The 7015-nt window shown below is 73.3% G+C and carries 7 protein-coding genes; 6 read left to right on the forward strand and 1 reads right to left on the reverse strand.

Annotation, left to right across the window (positions count from 1 at the left end):
• Positions 1-73: 73 nt before the first annotated feature.
• On the reverse strand, positions 74-481 hold the full coding sequence (locus tag AC0IVP_RS21650; RefSeq protein WP_471759245.1) for a helix-turn-helix domain-containing protein: 408 nt from the start codon (positions 479-481) through the stop codon (positions 74-76).
• A 79-nt stretch (positions 482-560) separates the two neighbouring features.
• On the opposite strand from AC0IVP_RS21650, the gene AC0IVP_RS21655 reads away from it, so the two are divergent.
• The 6 genes from AC0IVP_RS21655 to mnhG all read left to right on the forward strand — a co-directional run.
• Positions 561-3575 (forward strand): Na+/H+ antiporter subunit A, encoded by a 3015-nt coding sequence (locus AC0IVP_RS21655; RefSeq protein ID WP_471759246.1) that lies wholly within the window; start codon positions 561-563, stop codon positions 3573-3575.
• Positions 3572-4165 (forward strand): Na(+)/H(+) antiporter subunit C, encoded by a 594-nt coding sequence (locus AC0IVP_RS21660; RefSeq protein WP_082556793.1) that lies wholly within the window; start codon positions 3572-3574, stop codon positions 4163-4165. Before AC0IVP_RS21655 ends, AC0IVP_RS21660 begins: the two co-directional genes overlap by 4 nt.
• The gene (locus tag AC0IVP_RS21665; RefSeq protein WP_056293996.1) at positions 4165-5745 is read left to right on the forward strand and encodes a Na+/H+ antiporter subunit D; all 1581 of its coding nucleotides are present in this window, start codon (positions 4165-4167) and stop codon (positions 5743-5745) included. Before AC0IVP_RS21660 ends, AC0IVP_RS21665 begins: the two co-directional genes overlap by 1 nt.
• The gene (locus AC0IVP_RS21670) at positions 5742-6323 is read left to right on the forward strand and encodes a Na+/H+ antiporter subunit E (protein WP_056293993.1); all 582 of its coding nucleotides are present in this window, start codon (positions 5742-5744) and stop codon (positions 6321-6323) included. The genes AC0IVP_RS21665 and AC0IVP_RS21670 overlap by 4 nt, the downstream gene beginning before the upstream one ends.
• Positions 6320-6649 (forward strand): MrpF/PhaF family protein, encoded by a 330-nt coding sequence (locus AC0IVP_RS21675; protein ID WP_471759247.1) that lies wholly within the window; start codon positions 6320-6322, stop codon positions 6647-6649. The genes AC0IVP_RS21670 and AC0IVP_RS21675 overlap by 4 nt, the downstream gene beginning before the upstream one ends.
• Positions 6646-7015 (forward strand): monovalent cation/H(+) antiporter subunit G (gene mnhG / locus AC0IVP_RS21680; protein WP_471759248.1); only part of this gene is annotated, 370 nt, incomplete at its 3' end. The genes AC0IVP_RS21675 and mnhG, both read left to right, overlap by 4 nt.

The following is a 7015-nucleotide window of genomic DNA, read 5'->3' on the forward strand; positions in this document are numbered from 1 at the left end:
ACCACCGGCCCCACACCGCCCTGGGCAACCTCCCACCCATCACCCGGTGCACCAACGTCACCGAGCAGTACACCTAGCGCGCGTCCTGGCGGGCCCCGCCCCGGGTGGGGTCCGCCGGGCGGTGCTCGTCGTGGTGGCACCGCTGCTGGTGGGCCAGGACGTCGGCCAGCCGCAGCCGACGGTGGCTGCCCGGCTGGTCGTAGGGGATGGCCCCGTGGTCCAGCAGGCGCACCAGGGTCGGCCGGCTGACGCCGAGCAGGTCCGCCGCCTCCTGGGTGGTGAGCAGCTGCTCGTGCCTGCTCAGGGTCACCGCGGCGCCGTCGGCGAAGGCGTCGGTGACGAACTGCAGCGCCTCGTCGAGCTCGGCGGGCAGCTCCACCTCGGTCCCGTCGGACCCGCGCAGCACCCACGGCCCCGGCGGCAGTGCCGCCAGGTGTGACCGGGGCGGCAGCACCGTCGACTCGCGCAGGTGGTGGTCCACGGGGCAGACTGTAAATCGAACGAATCGAACGCGCGCGTCCTGAGCACGGCCGGCGGCGCCGACAACCCTCTGGAGACCCGTGGGCCTGCTGCTCCTCGCACACCTGGTGGCCGCCGTCCTGGCGCCGCTGCTGGTGCGCTGGTGGGGCCGCTCCGCCTACTACGCACTCGCCCTGGTGCCCGCGGCCGGCTTCGTGTGGCTGGCCACCCGGCTGTCCACCGTCCTGGACGGCGGCACCGTCGAGGAGCGGACCACCTGGATCCCGGCGCTGGACCTGCACGTCACGCTGCGGCTGGACGCGCTCGCGCTGGCCGTCGCGGTGCTGGTCACCGGGGTCGGTGCGCTGGTCTTCGTCTACTGCGCCCGGTACTTCGAACGCGACGACGAGGGGCTCCGCCGGTTCGCCGGTGTCCTGATGGCGTTCGCGGGCTCCATGCTGGGCCTCGTCGTCGCCGACGACATGCTGCTGCTGTACGTGTTCTGGGAGCTGACCACGGTCTTCTCCTTCCTGCTGATCGGTGGCAGCGGTGCCAAGGTGGCCGGCCGCCGCGCCGCGCAGCAGGCGCTGATCGTCACCACCGCCGGCGGGCTGGCGATGCTCGTAGGGCTGGTCATGGTCGGCCAGGCCAGCGGCAGCTACCTGCTCAGCGAGGTCGTCGCCGACCCGGGCACCGGGCCCGTCGTCACCGTGGGCGTGCTGCTGGTGCTGGCCGGCGCGGTGACCAAGTCGGCGATGGTGCCCTTCCACTTCTGGCTGCCCGCCGCCATGGAGGCCCCCACCCCGGTCAGCGCGTACCTGCACGCCGCCGCGATGGTGAAGGCCGGCATCTACCTGGTCGCCCGGCTGGCCCCCGGCTTCGCCGACACCCCGGGCTGGAAGCCGGTGGTCGTCGGACTGGGCCTGGCCACGATGCTGCTGGGCGGCTACCGGGCGTTGCGCCAGTACGACCTGAAGCTGCTGCTGGCCTTCGGCACCGTCAGCCAGCTGGGCTTCCTCATGGTGCTGGTGGGCAGCGGCAGCCGGGAGGCCGCCGCCGCCGGGATCGCCATGCTGCTGGCGCACGGGCTCTTCAAGTCCACCCTCTTCCTCTCCGTCGGGGTCATCGACCACACCTGCGGCACCCGCGACCTCCGCGAGATCTCCGGCCTGGGCCGCCGGGTCCCGGTGCTCGCCGTCATCGCCGGCCTGGCCGGCGCCTCGATGGCCGGGCTGCCGCCGCTGCTGGGCTTCGTGGGCAAGGAGGCGGCGTTCACCGCCTTCCTGGACGGCGGCCTGGCCGACCGCACCTGGGCGCTGCTCACCCTGCTGGGCCTCGTCCTCGGCTCGGTCCTGACGGTGGCCTACACCGCCCGGTTCCTCTGGGGGGCCTTCGGCACCGGCGGCTCGCTGCGGCACTGCGACGCCGACCGCCCGGGCCCCGAGCACCTGCACCGCCCCGGCCCGGCCTTCCTGGCCGCCCCGGCCGTGCTCGCCCTGCTCGGGCTGGTCGCCGGCCCGCTGAGCCCCGCGCTCGAGCCGCTGGTCGCCCGGTACGCCGACACCCTGCCGCTGGTCGCCGAGGAGGCCGAGTCCCTCGCCCTGTGGCACGGGCTGCAGCCGGCCCTGCTGCTGTCCCTGGTCACGGTCGGCGGCGGTCTGGCGCTCTTCACCGCCCGCGACCTCATCGCCCGGCTGCAGCGCCGGCTGGCCGTCGACGCCTCGGCCGACGAGGGCTACTGGCACACCATGCGCGGGCTGGACCGGGTCGCCCAGACCACCACCCGCCGCACCCAGCGCGGCTCGCTGCCCACCTACCTCGGCGTCATCCTCGTCGTGCTGGTCGCCCTGCCCGGCTCCGTGCTCGTCTTCCGCGCCCCGTGGCCGGAGGAGATGCGGCTGTGGGACACCCCGGTGCAGGCGCTGATCGGCGTCGTCGTCCTCGGAGCGGCCGCGCTCGCCGTCCGCATCCGGCAGCGGCTGTCCGCCGTCCTCGTCGTCGGCGTCACCGGCTACGGGGTCGGCGTCCTGTTCGCCGTGCAGGGCGCCCCCGACCTCGCGCTCACCCAGTTCCTGGTCGAGACGCTGACCCTGGTCACCTTCGTGCTGGTGCTGCGCAAGCTGCCCAAGGACATCTCCGACCGGCACCAGGCCAAGGAGCGCACCGCCCGCGGCCTGATCGCCGTCGCCGTCGGACTGCTCATGGGCGGGGTCGGCGTCGTCGCCCTCGGCGCCCGGACGGCGACCCCGGTCTCGGTGGACTACCCGCAGCAGGCCTACGAGTTCGGCGGCGGCGAGAACATCGTCAACGTCACGCTGGTCGACATCCGGGCCTGGGACACCATGCTCGAGGTCTCGCTGCTCGTCGTCGTCGCCACCGGGGTGGCCAGCCTGGTCTTCCTGCGCGAGCGCACCGGCGCGGTGGCCCGGGCCACGGACGCTGCCACCACGACGTCGGAGGCCAGGCGTGCCCCGCGGGACCGGTGGCTGGCCGCCAGTGCCACGCTCGCCCCGCAGCGGCGCTCGGTCATCCTCGAGGTCGTCACCCGGGTGCTGTTCCACACCATCGTCGTGCTCAGCGTCTACCTGCTCTTCAGCGGCCACAACGTGCCCGGCGGCGGGTTCGCCGGCGGCCTCGTCGCCGGTCTGGCGCTGGTGCTGCGCTACCTGGCCGGCGGCCGCTACGAGCTCGGTGAGGCCGCGCCGGTCGACCCGGGCAAGCTGCTCGGCGGCGGGCTCCTGCTGGCCGGCGGCACCGGCATCGCCGGCCTCGTGCTCGGTGCCGACGCACTGCAGACCACCATCCTCGAGCGCACCGTGCCGGTCCTCGGTGACGTCAAGCTGGTCACCTCGCTCTTCTTCGACATCGGCGTCTACCTGATCGTCATCGGCCTCGTCCTGGACGTGCTGCGCAGCCTCGGCGCGCAGATCGACGCCGACGACGAGGAGGACGACGACGAGGGCCCGCAGGAGGACGGCGACGGCAGCGGCAGCGGCGCCGTCGGGTCCGGCGCCGGTGGCCTCGCGGGGTCCGTCAGTGGCAGGGACGCCCGGGACGACGGCCCGCACCCCGAGTCCCGCCAACCCGACCCGGCCGGCCAGGGAGGTGCCCGATGACCCCCACCGTGGTGTTGCCGGTGATCGTCGCCGGGCTGTACGCCGCCGGTGTCTACCTGCTGCTGGACCGCAGCCTGACCCGCGTGTTGCTGGGCTTCCTGCTGCTGGGCAACGCGACGAACGTCCTGCTGCTGTCCGCCGGCGGGGTGGCCGGTCTGGCGCCGATCCTGCCCGTCGACGACGAGTCGGAGATCAACGACCCGCTGCCGCAGGCCCTGGTGCTCACCGCCATCGTCATCACCTTCGGCATCTCGGCGTTCGTGCTGGCGATGATCTACCGCTCCTGGCGGCTGGTCCGCGACGAGGTCGTCCAGGACGACGCCGAGGACCTCCGGGTGGCCACCCGGGAGGAGATCGACGCCGACGAGCGCGACCCCGAGCTGCTCAGCCCGGCCGACCGGGGGCCCGGCGACGGGTTCAGCGTCGAGGCCGGGCCGCACCCCGCCGACGGCACCCCCTCCGACGACGTCGGGCTGGAGCTGGCGCAGGTGGAGGCGGCCGAGAACGAGTCCGCGGAGGCCCGGGCGGTCGGCGACGTCCCACCCACCCGCGCCGGCGGGGAACCAGCACACCGGGAGGAGGAGCACTGATGGAGGACCTGATCCGGGTGCTCACCCCGCTGCCGGTGCTGCTGCCGCTGCTGGGTGCCGCCGGCGCGCTGCTGGTCGGCCGGCACCCGCACCTGCAGCGGGCACTGAGCATCGTCGTGCTCTCCGGCGTGCTGGCCGTCTCGGTGTCGCTGCTGTTCATGGCCGACGCGCAGGGCGCCACCTCGGTGTCCGTCGGTGGCTGGCCGGTGCCGCTGGGCATCGTGCTGGTCGTCGACCGGCTGTCGGCGCTGATGCTGGTCGTGGCCAACACCGTGACCCTCGGCGTGCTGGTCTTCGCCGTCGGCCAGGGTGTCGCCGACGGCGACGAGACCGACACCCCGCTGTCGATCTTCCACCCGACCTACCTGGTGCTCGTCGCGGGCGTGAGCAACGCCTTCCTGGCCGGGGACCTGTTCAACCTCTACGTCGGCTTCGAGGTCCTGCTGGCGGCCAGCTACGTGCTGCTCACCCTGGGCGGCACGGCCGGTCGCATCCGGGCCGGCATCACCTACGTGGTGGTCAGCCTGATGAGCTCGCTGGTCTTCCTGGCCGCGATCGGCCTGGTCTACGCCGCCACCGGCACGGTGAACATGGCCCAGCTCGCCGTCCGGCTCGGGGACCTGCCCGAGGGCACTCAGCTGCTGCTGCAGTCCATGCTGCTCGTCGCGTTCGGCATCAAGGCCGCGGTCTTCCCGCTGTCGGCCTGGCTGCCCGACAGCTACCCGACCGCCCCGGCGCCGGTCACCGCGGTCTTCGCCGGTCTGCTGACCAAGGTCGGCGTCTACGCGATCATCCGCACCAACACCCTGCTGTTCCCCGACGGGGCGCTGGACGACCTGCTGCTGTGGGCCGCGCTGGCCACCATGGTGGTCGGCATCCTGGGTGCGGTCGCGCAGACCGACGTCAAGCGGATGCTCTCCTTCACCCTGGTCAGCCACATCGGCTACATGGTGTTCGGCATCGCCCTGGGGACGACGGCCGGCTTCGCCGGGGCGATCTTCTACGTCGTCCACCACATCGCCATCCAGACCACGCTCTTCCTGGCCACCGGTCTGGTCGAACGACGCGGGGGGACGACGAACACCGAGAAGCTGGGCGGGCTGGCCAAGGCGTCCCCGCTGCTGGCGATCCTGTTCTTCGTGCCGGCGATGAACCTGGCCGGCATCCCGCCGCTGTCGGGCTTCATCGGCAAGCTCGGCCTGCTGGAGGCCGGCGTCGCCGTGGGCGGGGTGGGCCCCTACGTGTTGGTCGCCGGCGCCGTCGTCACCAGCCTGCTCACCCTGGTCGCCATCGCCCGCGTGTGGGGCCGGGCGTTCTGGCGCCCGCGCGCGGTGGACACCGCCGAGGAGGACGTCGCCGCGGTGCGCCCCGCGACCGGCACGGCGACCACCACCGAGGAGCTCCAGGCGGCCACGCTGCCGGTGACCATGGTGGCGGCGACCGCCGGGTTCGTCGCGATCACGGTCGCGATCACGGTCTTCGGCGGGACGCTCTACGGCGTCGCCGACCGGGCCGCGGCGGACCTGCTGGACCGCACGCCCTACCTGGAGTCGGTCTTCGGCGACCGGGTGATCGAGTGACCGCGCAGGTGACCCGGCTGCGCCAGCAGGTGCCTCTGCTGGTCTGGCTGGTGCTGGTCTGGATGCTGCTGTGGGGCACGTTCTCCTGGGCGAACCTGCTCTCCGGGACGGTGATCGCCCTGGTGATCACGACGCTGCTGCCGCTGCCGAGCGTGGAGACGACGGGCCGCTTCCGCCCGCTGGCCGCCCTCCGCTTCCTGGGGCGCTTCCTGGTGGACCTGCTGGTGTCCAGCGTCGAGGTGTCCTGGTTGGCGTTCCGGCCCGGCCGGCACCGCTCGGCGATCATCACCGTGCAGCTGCGCACCGACTCGGACCTGCTGCTGACCGTCATCGCCGAGGCGCTGTCGCTGGTGCCGGGCTCGCTGGTGCTGGACCTGGACCGCGAGCACTCGGTGATGGCGATCCACCTCGTGCAGGTGCGCGACCTGGAGCACGTGGAGCGGCAGCGGGCCAACGTGCTGGGCATGGAGGACCGCGTCGTGCGGGCCTTCGGCTCCGCCGCCGACATCGCCCGGCTCGACGAGCCCGGCACCACCACCCCGGAGACCGAGGGGACCGAGAGGATGAGCCAGCGGTGACCGTCGTCGCGATCGTCTGCTTCGCGCTGCTGGGTGGCGGCGCCGTGCTGATCCTGGCCCGGCTCGCCCTGGGCCCCTCGCTGCTGGACCGGGTGGTGTCCACCGACGCACTGCTCGTCACCATCGCCTGTGGCATCGCCGTCTACTGCGCGGTCTACCGGGACATCTCGCTGGAACCGGTGCTGCTGGTCGTGGCGTTGCTGGCCTTCGTCGGTTCGGTGTCGGTGGCCCGCTACATCGGCGGCATGCTGGTCTCCGCCGAGACCCCCACCGACGCCACCCCGTCCGACGCCGACCTGGCCGGCCACCCGGAGCCCGCCCCGTGAGCCCCGCCGACGTCGTCGCCTCGGTGTGCCTGGTCGCCGGCTGCTTCCTCTGCCTGACCGCGGGCCTGGGTCTCATCCGCTTCCCCGACGTCCTCAACCGGATGCACGCCGCCACCAAGCCCCAGGTGCTCGGCGTGCTGCTGGTGATGACCGGCGCCGTCATCCGTCTCGCCGGGCAGCCCATCGTCTGGATGCTGGTGCTGGTAGCCGTCTTCCAGCTGATCACCGCACCGGTCAGCGCGCACATGGTCAGCCGGATCGCCTACCGCCGCCGGCACGTCCGCCGCGACCTGCTGCACGCCGACCGGCTGGGCGTCGGCTCGGGCAACGGCCCGGTGTCGCACGGCGCGTACTCCCAGGGGGAGC

This window comes from Klenkia sp. AC732, from assembly GCF_979256525.1.

Excerpts from the sequence above, each read along its gene's own strand:
- AC0IVP_RS21660 (WP_082556793.1), top strand. The coding sequence starts at position 3,572 with ATGACCCCCACCGTGGTGTTGCCGGTGATCGTCGCCGGGCTGTACGCC.
- AC0IVP_RS21665 (WP_056293996.1), top strand. The coding sequence starts at position 4,165 with ATGGAGGACCTGATCCGGGTGCTCACCCCGCTGCCGGTGCTGCTGCCG.